Below are 17497 nucleotides of genomic sequence, written 5' to 3'. Positions count from 1 at the left end.
CCCCGAGTCCTGAGGACAGGGGAGGCCCCAAGCCGGGGCGAGGAGGGCGGGCCATGGTGCAGAAGGCCAAGATCCTCCTGGTCGATGACCGGCCGGAGAATCTGCTGGCGCTGGAGGCCATCCTCTCCGCGCTCGATCAGACGCTGGTCAGGGCATCGTCCGGGGAGGAAGCGCTCAAGGCACTGCTGACGGACGATTTTGCGGTCATTCTGCTGGACGTCCAGATGCCGGGTATGGACGGGTTCGAGACCGCGGCGCACATCAAGCGGCGGGAACGGACGCGTGACATCCCGATCATCTTCCTGACCGCCATCAACCACGGCCCGCATCACACCTTCCGTGGGTACGCGGCGGGCGCGGTGGACTACATCTCCAAGCCGTTCGACCCGTGGGTGCTGCGGGCGAAGGTCTCGGTGTTCGTCGAGCTGTACATGAAGAACTGCCAGCTGCGCGAGCAGGCAGCCCTGTTGCGGCTGCAGCTGGAGGGCGGCGGCAGGTCGTCCGTGACCGGGGAGAGCAAGGAGCCGGCCGGGCTGCTCGCCGAGCTGTCCGCGCGGCTCGCGGCGGTGGAGGAGCAGGCCGAGGCGCTGTCCAAGCAGCTCGACGACGAGTCGGCGGACGCGGCGGCGGTGGCGACGGCGGCTCATCTGGAGCGCAAGCTCACCGGGCTGCGCCGTGCCCTGGACGCGCTGGAACCGGGCACGGGCAGCGGCACCCCGCCGGTTCCGTCCCAGAGCTGACGTCCTGTTCCGGCCGGGGCGGAGACGCGCCGGCCGGACGGACCGGTGGCCGCATCGCGTGCCGGGCGGCGCCGGTCCCGGGCTGCTTCCGCGGGCCGGCCGGTGCGGTGTGCCTCTCGGCCAAGCGGCGCAGTCCGGTTGAGCCCGCGTCAGTTCGACGCCTCTCCCGAAGCGACACGAACGGGTGAAGCAGTGGCCACGCGTGTCCCCTGCCGTCTCCACCGGTAATCTCACACTCATGGCCTCACGTCCCGCAGCCAAGAAGTCGCCCGCGAAGAAGGCGGCTACTCCGAGGCAGGCTCCGGCGAAGAAGGCACCCGCGAAGAAAGCCGCCGCCAGGAAGGCGCCCGCCAGGAAGGCCGCGGTGAAGAAGCCGGTTCCCGCTCCGGCGCCCAGCCCGACCGCGGGCGTGTACCGGCTCGTACGTGCCCTCTGGCTCGGCCTCGCGCACGCCGTCGGAGCGATGTTCCGGGGTCTGGGGCGGGGCGCGAAGGGGCTCGACCCGGCGCACCGCAAGGACGGCCTCGCGCTCCTGCTGCTCGGTCTGTCGCTGGTCGTCGCCGCAGGCACCTGGGCCAGTCTGCGCGGCCCCGTGGGCGGCCTCGTCGAGATGCTGGTCACCGGCGCCTTCGGGCGGCTCGATCTGCTCGTGCCGATACTGCTCGGCGTGATCGCCGTGCGGCTGATCCTGCATCCGGAGCGGCCGGAGGCCAACGGCCGTATCGTCATCGGCCTGTCCGCGCTCGTCATCGGCGTGCTCGGTCAGGTCCACATCGCCTGCGGCGGCCCCGCGCGCAGCGACGGCATGCAGGCGATAAGGGACGCCGGCGGGCTCATCGGCTGGGCCGCGGCCACTCCGCTCACGTACACCATGGGCGATGCCCTCGCGGTGGCGTTGCTCGTCCTGCTCACCTTCTTCGGGCTGCTCGTCGTCACCGCCACGCCCGTCACCGCCATTCCGCAGCGGCTGCGGCAGGTGGGCGTGAAGCTGGGCCTTCTGCACGCCCCGGACGACGACCGCGACGGCTTCGGCAGCGAGGACGACGAGCGGTACGACGAGCAGTGGCGCGAGGCGCTGCCCCGTTCCCGCCGGCGGGGATCCGCGGAGGGGCCCTACGACCCCGACGGGGCCGAGGAGGAGGCGATCGCCCGGCGGCGCGGCCGCGCCCGGCGCCCAGCCGTGCAGCAGCCCGCCATGGGCCGGGAGATGGACGCCGTGGACGTCGCGGCGGCCGCCGCTGCCGCCCTGGACGGCGCCGTCCTGCACGGGATGCCGCCGTCGCCGCTCGTCGCCGACCTCACCCAGGGGGTCGGCACCCAGGACCGCGAGCCGACGACGCCGACCCCCGTGCCGGCCGCACGGCCCCAGCAGGACCGGCTCCCGGCCGACAAGGGGGTGCCCGACCTCACCAAGGCGGCACCGCAGGAGGTCCGTGATCTGCCGCCGCGTGCCGAGCAGCTCCAGCTCTCCGGCGACATCACCTACTCCCTGCCCTCCCTGGACCTGCTGGAGCGCGGTGGCCCCGGCAAGGCGCGCAGCGCCGCCAACGACGCGGTCGTCGCCTCGCTCACGAACGTCTTCACCGAGTTCAAGGTCGACGCGGCCGTCACCGGCTTCACCCGCGGCCCGACGGTCACCCGCTACGAGGTGGAGCTGGGTCCCGCCGTGAAGGTCGAGCGGATCACCGCGCTCACGAAGAACATCGCGTACGCCGTCGCCAGCCCCGACGTCCGGATCATCAGCCCGATCCCCGGCAAGTCCGCGGTGGGCATCGAGATCCCCAACACCGACCGCGAGATGGTCAACCTCGGTGACGTACTGCGGCTCGCGGCGGCCGCCGAGGACGACCACCCCATGCTGGTCGCGCTCGGCAAGGACGTCGAGGGCGGCTATGTGATGGCCAACATCGCGAAGATGCCGCACATCCTCGTCGCCGGTGCCACCGGCTCCGGCAAGTCGTCCTGCATCAACTGCCTGATCACCTCGGTCATGATGAGGGCGACCCCGGAGGACGTGCGCATGGTCCTCGTCGACCCCAAGCGCGTCGAGCTGACCGCGTACGAGGGCATCCCGCACCTGATCACGCCGATCATCACCAACCCCAAGCGGGCCGCCGAGGCGCTCCAGTGGGTCGTACGGGAGATGGACCTGCGCTACGACGACCTCGCGGCGTACGGCTTCCGGCACATCGACGACTTCAACGAGGCGATCCGCAACGGCAAGATCAAAGCGCCCGAGGGCAGCGAGCGCGAACTGCATCCGTACCCGTATCTGCTGGTGATCGTCGACGAGCTGGCCGACCTGATGATGGTCGCGCCGCGCGACGTCGAGGACGCGATCGTGCGCATCACGCAGCTCGCGCGCGCGGCGGGCATCCATCTGGTGCTCGCCACCCAGCGGCCGTCCGTGGACGTCGTCACCGGTCTGATCAAGGCGAACGTGCCCTCCCGGCTGGCCTTCGCCACCTCCTCCCTGGCCGACTCGCGCGTCATCCTCGACCAGCCCGGCGCCGAGAAGCTGATCGGCAAGGGCGACGGGCTCTTCCTGCCGATGGGCGCGAACAAGCCGACCCGTATGCAGGGCGCGTTCGTGACCGAGGAGGAGGTCGCGGCGATCGTCCGGCACTGCAAGGACCAGATGGCGCCCGTCTTCCGGGAGGACGTCACGGTCGGCGGCAAGCAGAAGAAGGAGATCGACGAGGACATCGGCGACGATCTCGATCTGCTGTGCCAGGCGGCCGAGCTGGTCGTCTCCACGCAGTTCGGCTCCACCTCGATGCTCCAGCGCAAGCTGCGCGTCGGTTTCGCCAAGGCCGGGCGGCTGATGGACCTCATGGAGTCGCGGAACATCGTCGGTCCCAGCGAGGGATCCAAGGCCCGCGACGTCCTGGTGAAACCCGACGAACTGGACGGAGTGCTCGCCCTCATTCGCGGGGAGTCTCAACCGTAGGGATCGGACGTTCCCGGAAGCGCCGTACGAGCGGGCCGGCCGGGCGTGGCACCGGCACCCCCGGCGACGCGCCCGGCATCCGACCGTGACCCACTCGTAAGGGATCCGTGAGCAACCGTTCCACTGCCGCGCACGTCAACTTGAGCAAGACGACAGCAATATGTCCCACCATCAGGATGACCGGCCATTCAGATGGCGTACAAAGTCGTACCGCCCGGTTGCCCCACCCTTTCGTACCCCCCCTAGACTGAACTTCCAGCACAGGTGGCTACACGCTCGAAAGGCGCCCCCGTGTCCATCGGCAACTCCCCAGACGGAAACTCCCCTGAGGACGTACCTCCCTTCAACGACGCCCGTGACGACGAAGCGTCGGAACGCCCGTCGATCGGTCGAACCCTGCAGCAGGCGCGTATCGCCGCCGGGCTGACCGTCGACGACGTCAGCAGTGCCACCCGGGTCCGCACCACGATCGTCCACGCGATCGAACAGGACGACTTCGCGCCGTGCGGCGGCGACGTCTACGCCCGCGGTCACCTTCGCACGCTTGCGCGAGCTGTGGGTCTCGACCCCGCCCCCCTGCTGGAGCAGTACGCCGCCGAGCACGGCGGACGCCCCGCTCCGACCCCGGCGGCCCCGCTGTTCGAGGCGGAACGCATCCGCCCCGAGCGCCGGGGGCCCAACTGGACCGCGGCCATGGTCGCGGCGATCGTCGCGGTGATCGGCTTCGTCGGCTTCACCCTGGTCAAGGGAGGCGACAGCGGGCAGAGCGCCAAGACGCCGGTCGCCAAGGGCCCCCAGGCGAGCACCGGCAAGACCGCCTCGGCGGTGCCCAAGAGCAGCAAGCCCGCCGCCCCGAAGCCCGAGCCGTCCGACAGCGCGATCGCCGCCGCACCCCGTGACAAGGTGACCGTGCAGGTCAGCGCCGCCGACGGCCGCAGCTGGATCTCCGCCAAGGACCACAACGGCCGCACCCTCTTCGACGGGCTGCTCAAGCAGGGCGACTCGCAGACCTTCCAGGACAAGGAGAAGATCGACCTCGTCCTCGGCGACGCGGGGGCCATCCAGCTCTACGTCAACGGCAAGAAGATCCAGGACGATTTCCAGCCCGGCCAGGTCGAGCGCCTGACCTACACGAAGGGCGACCCCGTCACCGGATGACGGACGGCCGCGGCGCCCGAGTGGTGACCGAGCGGTACGCAAGGGGCACGGACACACGGGGTTGGCCAAGATCGGCCAACCCCGTCGACGTGGGCTGTCAGCGGGACGAAGTAGTCTTGAGCCCATGTCTGAACGCCGTACCGTCGCACTCGTCACTCTTGGCTGCGCCCGCAACGAGGTGGACTCGGAGGAGCTCGCAGGCCGTTTGGAGGCGGACGGCTGGGAACTCGTGGAGGACGCCGAGCAGGCGGACGTCGCCGTCGTGAACACGTGCGGCTTCGTCGAGGCCGCGAAGAAGGACTCCGTCGACGCCCTGCTGGAGGCCAACGACCTCAAGGGACACGGCAGAACGCAGGCCGTCGTGGCGGTGGGCTGCATGGCCGAGCGGTACGGCAAGGAGCTCGCCGAGGCCCTCCCCGAGGCCGACGGCGTGCTCGGTTTCGACGACTACGCGAACATCTCGGACCGCCTCCAGACCATTCTGAACGGCGGCATCCACGCCTCCCACACCCCGCGCGACCGGCGCAAGCTGCTGCCGATCACTCCGGCGGAGCGGCAGGAGTCCGCCGCGGCCGTCGCGCTGCCGGGTCACGGTCCGGCAGACCTCCCGGAGGGCGTCGCCCCGGCCTCGGGCCCCCGCGCGCCGCTGCGCCGCCGGCTGGACGGCTCCCCGGTCGCCTCGGTCAAGCTGGCCTCGGGCTGCGACCGGCGCTGCTCCTTCTGTGCCATCCCGTCCTTCCGCGGCTCGTTCATCTCGCGCCGCCCCAGCGATGTGCTGAACGAGACGCGCTGGCTGGCCGAGCAGGGCGTCAAGGAGATCATGCTGGTCTCCGAGAACAACACCTCCTACGGCAAGGACCTCGGTGACATCCGTCTCCTGGAGTCCCTGCTGCCCGAGCTCGCCGAGGTGGACGGCATCGAGCGGGTCCGCGTCAGCTACCTCCAGCCGGCCGAGATGCGCCCCGGCCTGATCGACGTGCTGACCTCGACCCCGAACGTCGTGCCCTACTTCGATCTGTCCTTCCAGCACTCCGCGCCAGGTGTGCTGCGCGCGATGCGGCGCTTCGGCGACACCGACCGCTTCCTGGAGCTGCTGGACACCATCAGAAGCAAGGCGCCGGAAGCCGGTGTGCGCTCCAACTTCATCGTGGGCTTCCCCGGCGAGACCGAGTCGGACCTGGCCGAACTGGAGCGCTTCCTGAACGGCGCCCGGCTGGACGCGATCGGTGTCTTCGGCTACTCCGACGAGGAGGGCACGGAGGCCGCGACGTACGAGAACAAGCTCGACGAGGACGTCGTCGCCGAGCGGCTGGCCCATATCTCCCGGCTCGCCGAGGAACTGGTGTCGCAGCGCGCCGAGGAGCGGGTCGGCCAGACCGTCCACGTGCTCGTGGAGTCGGTGGACGCGGAGGAGGGGGCCTACGGCCGCGCCGCGCACCAGGCGCCCGAGACGGACGGCCAGGTGCTGTTCACCGGGAGCGAAGGCCTGAGCGTGGGCCGTATGGTCGAGGCGAAGGTGGTCGGTACGGAAGGTGTCGACCTGGTGGCCGAGCCGCTCGCGGGCTCGCTCGGGTGTCCTGAGGAGGCGGGCAGATGACCGGAATCCCGGCATCCGCGGCGGGCGGCTCCTCCCGCTCGCGGGGCGCGGCGTCCGCGCCGGGCAGCCCCGGCCTCGCGGCCATGTCCGGCTCCAGGGCGGGCAAGGGATCCTCCGGCACCCCGGCCGCCCGGTCGGCCCAGAACTCGGACGCGCCCGGTTCCTCCGGCGCCCCGGACGAGGCACGGGCGCCGCGCGGCGGCAAGCTGACGGCCGCCGCGGTCAACCAGGCCAGCATCTGGAACGTCGCCAATCTGCTGACGATGCTGCGCCTGGTCCTGGTGCCGGGCTTCGTCGCGCTGATGCTGGCGGGCGGCGGATACGACCCGGCGTGGCGCGCCCTCGCCTGGGCGGCCTTCGCCATCGCCATGATCACCGATCTGTTCGACGGCCATCTGGCGCGCACGTACAACCTCGTCACCGACTTCGGGAAGATCGCCGACCCCATCGCCGACAAGGCGATCATGGGCGCGGCCCTCATCTGTCTGTCCTGGCTCGGCGACCTGCCGTGGTGGGTGACGGGTGTGATCCTCGGGCGTGAGCTGGGCATCACCCTGCTGCGCTTCCTGGTCATCCGCTACGGCGTGATACCGGCCAGCCGGGGCGGCAAGCTGAAGACGCTGACCCAGGGTGTCGCCGTCGGGATGTATGTCCTGGCGCTCACGGGGTGGCTGGCGACCCTGAGGTTCTGGGCGATGGCCGCGGCGCTCGTCCTGACCGTCGTCACCGGGCTCGACTACGTACGACAGGCCATGGTGCTGCGCAGGCGCGGCATCGCCGAGAGCCGTGCCGCGGCCGAGGAGGCCGAGCGTTGACATCCCCGGCCGCCGAAGTGCTGCGACTACTGAACGTGAGAGGCGAGACGCTCGCCGTCGCCGAGTCGCTGACCGGTGGCCTGGTGGCCGCGGAGATCACTGCCGTGGCCGGTGCCTCCCAGGCCTTCCGCGGCTCGGTGACCGCCTACGCCACCGATCTGAAGCGGGACGTCCTGGGCGTGGACGGCACCCTGCTGGCCGAGCGGGGAGCGGTGGATCCGCAGGTCGCGGCCCAGATGGCGGCCGGCGTACGCAAGGCGCTCGGTGCGGACTGGGGGCTCGCGACGACCGGTGTGGCCGGGCCCGATCCCCAGGACGGCCGCCCGGTGGGCACGGTGTTCGTGGCCGTGGACGGGCCGCTCGAAAGCGTTTCCGCCGAACTCGGTGGCGGGAAAGTGGCCGCGCTGCGGTTGAACGGCAGCCGTGCGGAAATCCGTATGGAGAGTGTACGGAGCGTACTCGCTCTGCTTCTCGAGGAGCTTGCGGGCGAACAGACCGGGAATGAGCGGGCACAGGATACGGAACAGAACGGGGGGACTTGATGTTTGCAGCCCTGAGTGAACACAACAGCGCTCCCCGCACGGCCGCGGCGCAAGGCGGTACGGTGGGGCGTGAAGGATGCGGTTACGCGGTCCGAGGAGGGAGCCACCGATGATTCTGCTCCGTCGCCTGCTGGGTGACGTGCTGCGTCGGCAGCGCCAGCGCCAGGGCCGTACTCTGCGCGAAGTCTCCTCGTCCGCCCGAGTTTCGCTCGGCTATCTCTCCGAGGTGGAGCGGGGGCAGAAGGAGGCGTCCTCCGAACTGCTCTCCGCGATCTGCGACGCGCTGGACGTACGGATGTCCGAGCTCATGCGGGAAGTGAGCGACGAGCTCGCGCTCGCCGAGCTGGCACAGTCGGCAGCGGCCACCGAGCCGGTGCCCGCGCCGGTGCGTCGCCCGATGCTCAATTCCGTGTCCGTCACCGGTGTCCCACCGGAACGGGTCACGATCAAGGCGCCCAGCGAGGCAGTGGACGTGGTCGCCGCCTGACACCCCGCAGCGGGGTGCGCACGGCGTCGATCTGTACGAGGGCCCCGGCCGGGGCCTCTCCGGGGAGACCTGGAGGGGGCGGCCGGGGCTTTCGTGTGTCCGGGGGGCGTGATGCTTTGTATGTGGGGGCCGGGATCCGTGTGTACGGCGCTGTGATCCGCGCCGCCTTCGGTTTACCGGGCCCGGCGGGCGTGCGGTCCCGTTTGCCGGGCCCGGCGGGCGTGCGGTCCCGTTTGCCGGGCCCGGCGGGCGTGCGGTCCCGTTTGCCGGGCCCGTGGGGTGCGGTCATCGTGGAAGGGCGCTCGGGGCCGTACGCACGCTTGCGGAGGATGTCGATGTACGTCGTTAAGAGCCCGCTGTCCGACCCGGACGTCAAGATCGTCTCCGAGGCCCTGCAGGGAGCCCTGGTCGATCTGTTGGACCTTTCCCTCGTGGCCAAGCAGGTCCACTGGAACGTGATCGGGCCGCGCTTCCGCTCCATCCACCTCCAGCTCGACGAGGTGGTCGACAGTGCGCGCCTCCACTCCGACACCGTGGCGGAACGCTCCTCGGCACTCGGTGTCCCGCCGGACGGCCGCGCCGCGACCGTCGCCCAGGGCAGCGGCATCGGTGCGGTGCCCCAGGGCTGGGTCAAGGACACGGACGCGGTGGGCACGCTCGTCTCCGCGCTCGGCGCGGTGATCGCGCGTATGCGGGAGCGGGTGCAGGCGACCGCCGCGCCGGACCCCGTGAGCCAGGACATCTTCATCGGCATCACCGCGGACCTGGAGAAGCACCACTGGATGTTCCAGGCGGAGAACGGGTGAGGCGAACGGGGGAGCGGGCCGGGTCCCGAGGGGCATCGGACTCCCGTGGTGGGGCCGGGCGCGGGGGAGGGCGCGCGCGGGGTGCGCCGTGTGCGACAGATGCCCGGGGCATGCGCTGGGTCCAGTGCGCCTGTGTGCCGCTGGTGCGCCCTCCCTGGTGGTGACAGGGCGGTCTAGGGTCTGGTTCCTCGGGTTGGAGGTGACGGCCATGGCGGGGCGCACGGCGCGCTGGGGGGCGACGCTGGCGCTGGGTGCGCTGTGGTGGTGGGGGGTACTCCGACTCGTGCTGGCACCCGATGCGGGGGTGCTGGAGGGGGCGGTCGCGACCGGGGGGTGGGGGCTGAGCCTGCTACCGGTGCACTGTGTGCCGAAGACCCGTGCCGTGGGGGCGGCCGGGTCGGACCAGCAGGCTGGGTCCTGGCGCCGGTGGTGGACCGCGAGGGGGCGCGGGAGGGGCGCGCAACCGGGGTGAGGGGGGTGAAGGGGGGCGAGCGGGGTCGGCTGGAGACGGTGTCCGGGGGCGTTCAGGGGGCTCCTGGGTGCGGTTTGCGGCCGGCCCGGCCGCCGAGGCCGACAGGTGCCCGGGTGCGGGCGGTGCGGCCGTCCTTGACGGGGCCGCTCACCAAGGCATCGCTACGCCGCCGTTCGGGCGCAGGATCTGGCCCGTGGTGAACGAGGCGGCGTCGGAGGCGAGGTGCAGCACCGCGTGGGCGACTTCCTCCGGTTCGCCGACCCGGCCGAGCGGTGACAGTCGCGCCATGGACGCCTCGGTCCGTGCCCGGGTCTCCCCGTGCCGGTCGGTCATCGGTGTACGGGTCCATCCGGGCGCCACCGCGTTGACCCGGATCCCGTGCCGCCCGACCTCGGCCGCCAGGGTCTTCGTCAGCTGCACCACGGCCGCCTTCGCCACGCCGTAGCAGAGCAGTCCCGGGCCGCCGGTGTCGACGGCGCCGGAAGCCATCGTGACGATGCTGCCGCGGGTACCGTCCGCGATCATGCGACGGGCCGCCTCCTGGCAGGCGTAGAGCACGCCCTTGAAGTTGACGGCCAGCACCCGGTCCAGGTCCTCGTCCCGGGTCTGAAGGACGGGGCTGCTGTGCATGATCCCGGCGACGGCGGCCATCGCGTCGAGGCGCGTGCAGGAGGCGACCGCCTGTTGCAGTCGTGCCCGGTCCGTCACATCGAGCGGGTGCGGATGCGCCGTGCCGCCGCGGTCCTTGATCAGGGCCGCCGTCTCGTCCAGACCGTGAGCGTCCCGGTCCGCGCAGTGGACGGTCGCCCCGGCCTCGGCGAACAGCACGGCCGTGGCGCGGCCGATGCCGCTCGCGGCGCCGGTGACGAATGCGGTGCGTCCGCTGAGGTCGTACGCCGTGACGGGCATGGTTCCGACGGTACGAGCATTTCTGACGGGTCGTCAATCAGCGGTACGTGGAGGGCTGTCGCGGGGGTCTGCCGGGGCGCGGCGGCGGAGTCGGCCCCCACTGACAGGCGGGGCACCAGTAGGTGGGGCGCTCCCGGGAGCCGTCGCCCTGGTCGGCCACCTGGATCGGGGTGCGGCAGTACAGACAGGGGCGGGGCGCACGGCCGTACACGAACAGGTTCTGCTCGCGCCGTCCCGTGGTGTTGCGCGCCGGGCGGTCGCGGTTCGCCTCCAGAAGCCGCTGGGCGAGGGCGGGCAGCTGCGCGGCGTGCTCGGCCGGGAGGTCGCCGACGGGCAGCCATGGGGTCACCCGGAGCAGAAAGCACAGCTCGCTCTTGTAGACATTGCCGATACCGGCAAGATTGCGCTGGTCCAGAAGGGCCTCGCCGAGAGGGCGGGCGGGGTCACGCAGCAGGTTCTCCCGTGCCAGAGCGGGATCCCAGTCCGGACCGAGGAGGTCGGGGCCGAGATGGCCAACGGCGCGGTCCTCGTCGGCGGTGCGGAGCAGTTCCAGGACGGGCAGGCGATAGCCGACGGCGGTGCGGTCGTTGGTGCCGAGGATCGCCCGGATCTGGTGGGCGGGGCCGCCGTGCCAGCGCTGTCCCGCCGCGAAGATCTTCCAGGCGCCGTCCATCTTCAGATGGGAGTGCAGGGTGAGTCCGCCCTCGATCCGGGTCAGCAGGTGTTTGCCGCGCGGGGTGACGTCGAGGACGGTACGGCCGGTGAGGTCGGCCGTGGCGTACTTGGGCACCCGGAGGTCGGAGCGCGTCAGCACCCTCCCTGCGAGCGCCCCGTGCAGACGCTTCGCGGCCAGGTACACGGTGTCGCCTTCGGGCATGCGTCAAGGGTGACACGTCGGGAGGGCGCGGTGGCGAGCCCCGGGCCGGGGTGCGCTCCGCCGGCCGGAGAGCGGGTCGCAGGCTGGGGGAGCCGGCGGTACTGCTTTGCCGGGGGAGCCGGTCGCGCTGTCGACGGGGTGCCGGCGGGGGCTCACGCGCGGATGCGCAGTCCCCGTGGGGTCGCGATGAAACCCGCTCCTTCCAGGAGGATGCCGAAAGGGGACGACAGGGCGGATGCGCCGTTGACGCGCTCCACCGTGACCGTGCCCAGGGAGCCTGCGCGTGCGGCTGCCCCGAGGGCCTCGGCGGCGGCGCGCAGGCGTGCGTCCTGCGTCGGCTCGGCCTCCGGGTCCGCGGGCCAGGCCAGCAGGGTCTTGCCGCCGCGCTCCATGTAGAGCGCCAGCTCGCCGTCGACCAGGACCACCAGCGAACCCGCCTTGCGCCCCGGTTTGTGCCCCGCGCCTGTGGGCGGCTCGGGCCAGGCGAGCGCGGCGCCGTACGCATTGGCCGGGTCGGCGGCCGCGAGGACCACCGTGCGGGCGGGGCCGGTGGATCGGGTTCGGTTCGGCGGAAGCCCTGGCCCGCGCTGCCCGTACGGCGGACGGGGGTCGGACCCCACGCCGGTCCCGGAACCGGAGCGCGGTCCTCCGAACCCCGGTGCGGACAGCGGGTCAGGGAGCGCCGGGCCCGAGTCGAAGGGGTCGCCGAAGCCGGCGGCCGACGGATCGCCGAAGGCCGGGGCAGGCGGGCCGTCGAAGCCGTCGTGGTGTCCGGTGGTGCCGAAGGGGCCTTCCGGGGTGTCGTCGTAGCCGGTGCCGAAGGGGCTCTGCGGCGACTGCCCGTGGCTCCCGGGGAACCCGTTCGGGAAACCGTGGGCGAAGCCGTTCCCCGCGCCGGATCCCGCGCCCGGCAGCGGTTCGCCCCGCTCACGCGCGTTCGCCACCGCGCGCAGCCGGTCCACCGCGCCGTCCATCGCGAACTGCGCCGCGCCCAGCCCCTCGACCACATAGCCGCGCCGGGCCTGCCCGCTCTCCTCGAAGACGGACAGGACGCGGTAGACGGCGGAGAAGCCGCCCTCCACGCCCTCCGCCGCCACCGCGCCCCGGGTCACGACGCCGTGCCGGTCCAGCAGCGTCCGGGCCAGGGCGTGGGCGCGGACGGTGGGGTCCCCCTCACGGGAGGGGAGCAGCGACCAGCGGCCCGCGACGGTCGGCGGCCCCGTACGCGACTGGGGGCGGGCCGCGGCCGTGAGTGAGCCGTACCGCCCGCGCGGGACCGCGCGCTTGGCGCGGTGGGCGGTGGACCCCGCGGTGCGGCCCGAGCCGAGCAGCGACCGCATCGGCGCCAGTGTGTCGTTCGTCAGCCGGCCCGACCAGGCCAGATCCCAGATCGCGTCGGCCAGTTGGGGATCCGTGACGTCCGGGTGCGTCGTGGCCCGGACCTGGTCGCCGATCTGCCGGAAGAACAGGCCGTAGCCCCCCGAGAGGGCGGCCAGGACCGACTGGTGGAGCGCCGTCAGCTCCAGGGGGTGCGGGTCGGGCAGCAGCAAGGGGGCCGCGTCCGCGAGGTAGAGGGAGACCCAGCCGTCCTTGCCGGGCAGCGCGCCCGCGCCCGCCCAGACCACCTCGCCGGCGGCTGTGAGTTCGTCCAGCATCGCGGGCGTGTAGGCGGCGACCCGGGACGGCAGGACGAGTTTCTCCAGGGCGGATGCCGGCACGGACGCGCCCTGCAACTGTTCGATCGCGCGCACCAGACCGTCCACGCCCCGCAGACCGTGCCCGCTGCCCACGTGCTGCCACTGCGGCAGGAACTGTGCCAGCGCGGCCGGAGGCACCGGCTCCAGCTCGTGCCGCAGCGCCGCCAGCGAACGCCGCCGCAGCCTGCGCAGCACGGCCGCGTCACACCACTCCTGACCGATCCCCGCCGGATGGAACTCCCCCTGGACGATCCGGCCGGATGCCGCGAGCCGCTGCAACGCGCCGTCGGTGACGGCCGCACCGAGACCGAACCGCGCCGCGGCGGTGGCCGATGTGAAGGGGCCGTGCGTGCGCGCGTATCGCGCGAGAAGGTCTCCGAGCGGGTCCTTGACCGGCTCGGTGAAGGCCTCCGGGACGCCCACCGGCAGCGCCGTGCCCAGGGCGTCCCGCAACCGGCCGGCGTCCTCGATCGCCGCCCAGTGGTCGATGCCCGCGATACGGACCTTGATCGCACGGCGGGCGGCGGCCAGCTCAGGCGCCCAGTGCGGCTCCGCCCCCCGCTCGACCAGCTCGGCGTCGGTGAGCGGGCCCAGCAGCCGCAGTACGTCCGCGACCCCTTCGACGTCCTTGACCCGCCGGTCCTCCGTGAGCCACTGCAGCTCCCGCTCCAGCTCGGCCAGTACCTCGGCGTCGAGCAGCTCCCGCAGCTCCGCCTGGCCCAGCAGTTCCGCCAGCAGCCGGGAGTCCAGCGAGAGTGCTGCGGCGCGCCGCTCGGCGAGGGGGGAGTCCCCCTCGTAGAGGAACTGGGCGACGTACCCGAACAGCAGCGAGCGGGCGAACGGGGACGGTTCGGGGGTGGTGATCTCGACGAGCCGCACCTTGCGTGACTCGATGTCGCCCATCAGCTCGGTGAGACCCGGGACGTCGAAGACGTCCTGCAGGCACTCGCGGACCGCTTCGAGGACGATCGGGAACGAGCCGAACTCGCTCGCGACCTGGAGCAGCTGGGCCGCCCGCTGACGCTGCTGCCACAGCGGGGTGCGGCGGCCGGGGTTGCGCTTCGGCAGCAGCAGCGCACGGGCCGCGCATTCGCGGAAGCGGGACGCGAACAGCGCCGAGCCGCCGACCTGGTCGGTGACGATCTGGTCGACATCGCCCTTGTCGAAGACGACGTCTGTCGCGCCGACCGGGGCCTGCTCGGCGTCGAACTCCGCGCCCGCCTTCATCGCCTCCTGGTCGAGCAGGTCCAGGCCCATCAGATCGGCGTCCGGCAGCCGCAGCACGATGCCGTCGTCGGCGTGCATCACCTGGGCGTCCATGCCGTAGCGCTCGGCCAGCCGGGCGCCCAGCGCGAGCGCCCACGGGGCGTGGACCTGCGCGCCGAACGGGGAGTGCACCACGACCCGCCAGTCGCCCAGCTCGTCACGGAAGCGCTCCACGACGATCGTGCGGTCGTCCGGGACATGGCCGCAGGCCTCGCGCTGCTCGGCCAGATACGACAGCACGTTGTCCGCGGCCCAGGCGTCGAGACCGGCTGTCAGCAGCCTCAGCCGCGCGTCCTCCTTCGACAGCGAGCCCACCTCGCGCAGGAACGCGCCCACCGCGCGGCCCAGTTCGAGCGGCCGGCCCAGCTGGTCGCCCTTCCAGAAGGGCAGCCGGCCCGGGACGCCGGGGGCGGGGGAGACCAGCACCCGGTCGCGCGTGATGTCCTCGATCCGCCAGGAGCTGGTGCCCAGGGTGAACACGTCCCCGACCCGGGACTCGTACACCATCTCCTCGTCCAGTTCGCCGACCCGGCCGCCGCCCTTCTTCGGGTCGGCCCCGGCCAGGAAGACCCCGAAGAGCCCGCGGTCCGGGATCGTGCCCCCGGAGGTGACGGCGAGTCGCTGGGCGCCCGGCCGGCCGGTGATCGTGCCCGCCACCCGGTCCCACACCACGCGCGGGCGCAGCTCCGCGAAGGCGTCGGAGGGGTAGCGGCCCGCCAGCATGTCCAGCACCGCCGTGAACGCCGACTCGGGGAGGGAGGCGAAGGGGGCCGCCCGGCGGACCATGGCGAGCAGGTCGTCGAACTGCCAGGTGTCGAGGGCCGTCATGGCGACGAGCTGCTGCGCGAGCACGTCCAGCGGGTTCCCCGGGACCCTCAGCGACTCGATGGAGCCGGACCGCATCCGCTCGGTGACCACGGCCGCCTGGACCAGGTCGCCCCGGTACTTGGGGAAGACCACGCCCGTGGAGACCGCGCCGACCTGGTGCCCCGCGCGGCCCACGCGCTGGAGCCCGGAGGCCACGGACGGCGGGGACTCCACCTGGACGACGAGGTCCACCGCACCCATGTCGATGCCCAGCTCAAGGCTGGAGGTGGCGACCACGGCCGGCAGCCGGCCCGCCTTCAGGTCCTCCTCGACGAGGGCACGCTGCTCCTTGGAGACCGAGCCGTGGTGGGCGCGCGCGAGCACCGGCGGCGCCCCCTGCGCGGCACCCGAACCGCCCATCAGCTGGGCGGGGGAGTGGTGTTCTTCCAGGGACTCGCCGGTGGCCCGCTCGTAGGCGATCTCGTTCAGCCGGTTGCACAGCCGCTCTGCGAGACGGCGCGAGTTGGCGAACACGATCGTGGAGCGGTGCGCCTGGACCAGATCGGCGATCCGCTCCTCGACATGCGGCCAGATGGACGGGCGCTCCGCGCCCTCGGACCCGTCACTGACCGGGGAGCCGCCCAGCTCGCCGAGATCCTCGACCGGGACCACGACGGACAGGTCGAACTCCTTGCCGGACTCCGGCTGGACGATCTCCACCTTGCGGCGCGGGGAGAGGAAGCGCGCGACCTCGTCCACGGGGCGGACGGTGGCCGACAGGCCGATGCGGCGCGCGGGCTTCGGCAGCAGCTCGTCGAGGCGCTCCAGGGACAGTGCGAGATGGGCGCCCCGCTTGGTGCCCGCCACCGCGTGCACCTCGTCCAGGATCACGGTCTCCACGCCCGTCAGCGCATCGCGCGTGGCGGACGTCAGCATCAGGAACAGCGACTCCGGTGTCGTGATCAGGATGTCCGGCGGGCGGGTGGCCAGGGCGCGGCGCTCCGCCGCCGGGGTGTCGCCGGAACGGATGCCGACCCTGATCTCCGGCTCGGGCAGCCCGAGCCGGACCGACTCCTGCCGGATGCCCGTCAGCGGACTGCGCAGGTTCCGCTCGACGTCCACCGCGAGGGCCTTCAGCGGGGACACGTACAGCACCCGGCAGCGCTTCTTGGGATCGGCAGGCGGTGGGGTGGACGCCAGCTGGTCGAGCGCGGCGAGGAACGCGGCCAGCGTCTTGCCGGAGCCGGTCGGGGCGACCACGAGCACGTCCGAACCCTCGCCGATGGCGCGCCACGCCCCGGCCTGGGCCGCGGTGGGCGCGGAGAACGCCCCCGTGAACCAGCCGCGGGTCGCGGGGGAGAAGCCGTCCAGGGCTCGGTGTGCAGGACTGGGCATGCGTCCATCCTGCACCCAGCCACTGACAAACCACCTGACCTGCGCAAACACCGCACGAGTGGGGCTGGGAGGTGGGGCCGTGCCGCAGAATGGAGCCATGGCAGGTTCCAGGGAACGGGCACGGCACTGGCGGTACGAGGAACTGCCGGGCGTCGACCTGCTGCGAGCCCGCTACATCCACAAGACGTTCGTGCGGCACACCCACGAGAACTTCGTGATCGCGGCCATCGCCGACGGCGTCGAGATCTTCCACCACGGCGGTGCGGACCAGTACGCGGGTCCGGGAGCGCTGGCGCTGGTCAACCCGGACACCTCGCACACGGGCCGGGCCGGGGTACCGGAGGGCTGGCGGTACGGGGCCGTCTACCCCTCGCCTCAGCTGGTGGCCGAGATCGCCGCCGAGACCACGGGCATCCGCGGCACGCCCGGCTTCACCAGTCCGGTGCTGGAGGATCCGTATGCGGCCGGCCTGGTCCATGAGGTGCTCCGGGCCGTGGACGAGGACAACCCGCTCGCCGCCGACACCCTGCTGCGGGTCGCCGTGACGCGGCTGCTGCGGCGGGTCGGCGGGCCCCTGCCGCAACGGGCCGTGCGCACCGCGGGAGGCCGGGCCGCCGCACGCGCGCGTGCCGTGCTCGAGGAGCGGATGGCACAGCCCCCGAGCCTGGAACGGCTGGCAGCCGACCTCGGCACCAGTCCCTTCTCACTGCTGCGCGCCTTCCGCACCGCCTACGGGATGCCGCCGCACACCTGGCTGACCGACGCCCGGGTCCGCCGGGCGCGGCGTCTGCTTGACGCCGGGACCACGCCCGCCGAGGCGGCCGTCGCGGTCGGTTTCACCGACCAGCCCCACCTCAACCGCCACTTCACGCGGATCGTGGGCGTCCCTCCGGGGGCGTACCAGCGCGAGCGCAAGGAGGACGGATCCCGCACCACCGGGCGCAAGAACGTACAAGACCCGAATGCGTGACCGCTCGTA

At 72.4% G+C, this 17497-nt stretch carries 12 protein-coding genes; 9 read left to right on the top strand and 3 right to left on the bottom strand.

The features are described from left to right. The first annotated feature begins 53 nt into the window (after positions 1-53). The 8 genes from ACFY2Z_RS05720 to ACFY2Z_RS05685 all read left to right on the top strand — a co-directional run bounded on the left by ACFY2Z_RS05720 (position 54) and on the right by ACFY2Z_RS05685 (position 9095). Positions 54-740 (top strand): two-component system response regulator, encoded by a 687-nt coding sequence (locus ACFY2Z_RS05720; RefSeq protein ID WP_390742897.1) that lies wholly within the window; start codon positions 54-56, stop codon positions 738-740. 238 nt (positions 741-978) lie between these two features. Continuing rightward, a complete protein-coding gene (locus tag ACFY2Z_RS05715) occupies positions 979-3690 on the top strand; it encodes a DNA translocase FtsK (RefSeq protein WP_390742896.1) in 2712 nt (903 codons plus the stop codon). 291 nt (positions 3691-3981) lie between these two features. Next, positions 3982-4848 carry a helix-turn-helix domain-containing protein gene (locus ACFY2Z_RS05710; RefSeq protein WP_390742895.1) on the top strand — a complete coding sequence of 289 codons (867 nt, stop codon included), beginning with the start codon at positions 3982-3984 and terminating at the stop codon, positions 4846-4848. A 124-nt stretch (positions 4849-4972) separates the two neighbouring features. Further along, entirely contained in the window at positions 4973-6445 is a 1473-nt protein-coding gene (gene rimO, locus ACFY2Z_RS05705; RefSeq protein WP_390742894.1) for a 30S ribosomal protein S12 methylthiotransferase RimO, read from the top strand. After that, a complete protein-coding gene (pgsA, locus tag ACFY2Z_RS05700; RefSeq protein WP_390742893.1) occupies positions 6442-7260 on the top strand; it encodes a CDP-diacylglycerol--glycerol-3-phosphate 3-phosphatidyltransferase in 819 nt (272 codons plus the stop codon). Before rimO ends, pgsA begins: the two co-directional genes overlap by 4 nt. Next, the gene (locus tag ACFY2Z_RS05695) at positions 7257-7802 is read left to right on the top strand and encodes a CinA family protein (RefSeq protein ID WP_390742892.1); all 546 of its coding nucleotides are present in this window, start codon (positions 7257-7259) and stop codon (positions 7800-7802) included. Before pgsA ends, ACFY2Z_RS05695 begins: the two co-directional genes overlap by 4 nt. A gap of 109 nt (positions 7803-7911) precedes the next feature. After that, positions 7912-8289: a helix-turn-helix transcriptional regulator gene (locus ACFY2Z_RS05690; protein WP_311691687.1), complete on the top strand. Its 378-nt coding sequence runs from the start codon at positions 7912-7914 to the stop codon at positions 8287-8289. A gap of 335 nt (positions 8290-8624) precedes the next feature. Next, positions 8625-9095, top strand: coding sequence for a Dps family protein (locus tag ACFY2Z_RS05685; protein WP_390742891.1), 471 nt, complete (start codon positions 8625-8627; stop codon positions 9093-9095). A 619-nt stretch (positions 9096-9714) separates the two neighbouring features. Here ACFY2Z_RS05685 and ACFY2Z_RS05680 read toward each other — a convergent pair. The 3 genes from ACFY2Z_RS05680 to ACFY2Z_RS05670 form a co-directional block, all read right to left on the bottom strand. Beyond that, positions 9715-10476: an SDR family NAD(P)-dependent oxidoreductase gene (locus ACFY2Z_RS05680; RefSeq protein WP_390742890.1), complete on the bottom strand. Its 762-nt coding sequence runs from the start codon at positions 10474-10476 to the stop codon at positions 9715-9717. A 37-nt stretch (positions 10477-10513) separates the two neighbouring features. Beyond that, complete coding sequence (locus tag ACFY2Z_RS05675; RefSeq protein WP_390742889.1) at positions 10514-11353, bottom strand: Fpg/Nei family DNA glycosylase; 840 nt, start codon at positions 11351-11353, stop codon at positions 10514-10516. A 152-nt stretch (positions 11354-11505) separates the two neighbouring features. Then, complete coding sequence (locus tag ACFY2Z_RS05670; RefSeq protein WP_390742888.1) at positions 11506-16518, bottom strand: ATP-dependent helicase; 5013 nt, start codon at positions 16516-16518, stop codon at positions 11506-11508. Positions 16519-16615: 97 nt separating this feature from the next. Between ACFY2Z_RS05670 and ACFY2Z_RS05665 the strand changes: the two genes are divergently transcribed. Beyond that, a complete protein-coding gene (locus ACFY2Z_RS05665) occupies positions 16616-17488 on the top strand; it encodes an AraC family transcriptional regulator (protein WP_390742887.1) in 873 nt (290 codons plus the stop codon). Positions 17489-17497: the final 9 nt, after the last annotated feature.

The organism is Streptomyces sp. NPDC001222, from assembly GCF_042896945.1.
Classification (GTDB): Bacteria; Actinomycetota; Actinomycetes; order Streptomycetales; family Streptomycetaceae; genus Streptomyces; species Streptomyces gibsoniae.
Note: the sequence above shows the minus strand (reverse complement) of the source record. Positions and strands in the feature narration are given on the sequence as shown.

What these genes read in the sequence shown, in the direction of transcription:
- ACFY2Z_RS05675 (WP_390742889.1), bottom strand. Translation starts at nt 11,353, where the DNA reads ATGCCCGAAGGCGACACCGTGTACCTGGCCGCGAAGCGTCTGCACGGG.
- ACFY2Z_RS05715 (WP_390742896.1), top strand. Translation starts at nt 979, where the DNA reads ATGGCCTCACGTCCCGCAGCCAAGAAGTCGCCCGCGAAGAAGGCGGCT.
- ACFY2Z_RS05665 (WP_390742887.1), top strand. Translation starts at nt 16,616, where the DNA reads ATGGCAGGTTCCAGGGAACGGGCACGGCACTGGCGGTACGAGGAACTG.
- ACFY2Z_RS05685 (WP_390742891.1), top strand. Translation starts at nt 8,625, where the DNA reads ATGTACGTCGTTAAGAGCCCGCTGTCCGACCCGGACGTCAAGATCGTC.
- rimO (WP_390742894.1), top strand. Translation starts at nt 4,973, where the DNA reads ATGTCTGAACGCCGTACCGTCGCACTCGTCACTCTTGGCTGCGCCCGC.
- ACFY2Z_RS05720 (WP_390742897.1), top strand. Translation starts at nt 54, where the DNA reads ATGGTGCAGAAGGCCAAGATCCTCCTGGTCGATGACCGGCCGGAGAAT.
- ACFY2Z_RS05680 (WP_390742890.1), bottom strand. Translation starts at nt 10,476, where the DNA reads ATGCCCGTCACGGCGTACGACCTCAGCGGACGCACCGCATTCGTCACC.
- ACFY2Z_RS05690 (WP_311691687.1), top strand. Translation starts at nt 7,912, where the DNA reads ATGATTCTGCTCCGTCGCCTGCTGGGTGACGTGCTGCGTCGGCAGCGC.
- pgsA (WP_390742893.1), top strand. Translation starts at nt 6,442, where the DNA reads ATGACCGGAATCCCGGCATCCGCGGCGGGCGGCTCCTCCCGCTCGCGG.
- ACFY2Z_RS05670 (WP_390742888.1), bottom strand. Translation starts at nt 16,518, where the DNA reads ATGCCCAGTCCTGCACACCGAGCCCTGGACGGCTTCTCCCCCGCGACC.